The organism is Streptomyces boncukensis, assembly GCF_011045075.1.
GTDB classification, from domain to species: domain Bacteria; phylum Actinomycetota; class Actinomycetes; order Streptomycetales; family Streptomycetaceae; genus Streptomyces; species Streptomyces boncukensis.
On the sequence record NZ_JAAKZZ010000951.1, the window covers coordinates 1 to 1,403 of the forward strand.

Consider the following 1,403-nt stretch of genomic DNA (forward strand, 5'->3'; position numbering starts at 1 on the left):
TGTGGGGGGAGGGGGATGCTGAGGCGTTGGATCGGACGGTGTTTGCGCAGGCGGGGTTGTTTGCGGTGGAGGTGGCGCTGTTCCGGTTGTGGGAGTCGTGGGGGATACGGCCGGACTTCGTGGCCGGGCATTCGATTGGTGAGGTGGCGGCGGCGTATGTGGCGGGGGTGTTGTCGCTGGAGGATGCGGGTGTGCTGGTCTCGGCGCGGGGCCGGTTGATGCAGGGGCTGCCCGTGGGTGGGGCGATGGTGGCGGTCGAGGCGCCCGAGGAGGAGGTGGCCCCTCACCTGAGTGACGGGGTGAGTATCGCGGCGGTGAACGGTCCCTCGGCGGTGGTGGTCTCGGGCCGGGAGGATGCGGTGCTGGCGGTGGCGGAGGTTTTCGCCGGGCGGGGGTGTCGGACGCGGCGGTTGCGGACGTCGCATGCGTTCCACTCGCCGTTGATGGAGCCGATGCTGGAGGAGTTCCGCCGGGTGGCGGAGGGGCTGTCGTATGCGGCGCCGCGGATTCCGGTGGTCTCCAATCTGACGGGTGAGGTGGTGGCGGAGTTTTCCGCCGAGTACTGGGTGCGGCATGTGCGGGAGGCGGTGCGGTTCGCGGACGGGGTGCGCACGCTGGAGGACCTGGGCGTGTCCCGGTTCGTCGAACTCGGCCCGGACGGGGTGCTGGCGGGCATGGCGCAGCAGTCCCTCGCCGCGCCCGAGTCCGCCGTCGTCGTGCCGGTGCTGCGCAAGGACAGGCCCGAGCCCGTGGCGCTGATGACGGCACTCGGCCGGGCGTACGCGAGCGGCCAGGACGTGGACTGGGAGGCCCTCTACGAGGGGAGCGGAGCGGCGCGTGTGGCGCTGCCCACGTACGCCTTCCAGCACGAGCACTACTGGCTCGACGTCCCGGCCGCGGTCGGCGACGTGACCTCCGTCGGCCTCGACAAGGCCGAGCATCCGCTGCTCGGCGCAGCGATTGTGCTGGCCGACTCCGGCGGGGTGGTCCTCACGGGCCGGCTGTCCGCGACCTCGCCCGGCTGGCTGGCCGACCACCAGGTCGGCGGAACCGCGGTCTTCCCGGGCACCGGATATGTGGAGCTGGCGATCCAGGCCGGGGACCAGGTGGGCTGCGGCCGGATCGAGGAGCTCACTCTGCAGGCCCCGCTCGTGCTGTCCGCCGAGGAGAGCGTCCAGGTCCAGGTGGTCGTGGGCCCGGCGGACGAGACCGGCGGCCGCTCCCTGAACGTCTACGCACGAGGTGCGGGCCCTCAGGACTGGACCTGCCACGCCACGGGCGTCCTCACCCCCGGGGCCCGGAACACCGCCGGTGCCTTCGATCTGGCGCAGTGGCCGCCGGCGGGTGCGGAGCCGGTGGAGCTTGACGGGTTCTATGAGGAGATGGCGGGGGCCGGGCTGGGG

1 protein-coding gene is annotated in these 1,403 nt (G+C 72.4%); it reads left to right on the forward strand.

The window, feature by feature from the left end; all coding sequences use genetic code 11:
* Positions 1-26: 26 nt before the first annotated feature.
* Positions 27-1,403 (forward strand): acyltransferase domain-containing protein (locus G5C65_RS37250; protein WP_338146851.1); only part of this gene is annotated, 1,377 nt, incomplete at its 3' end.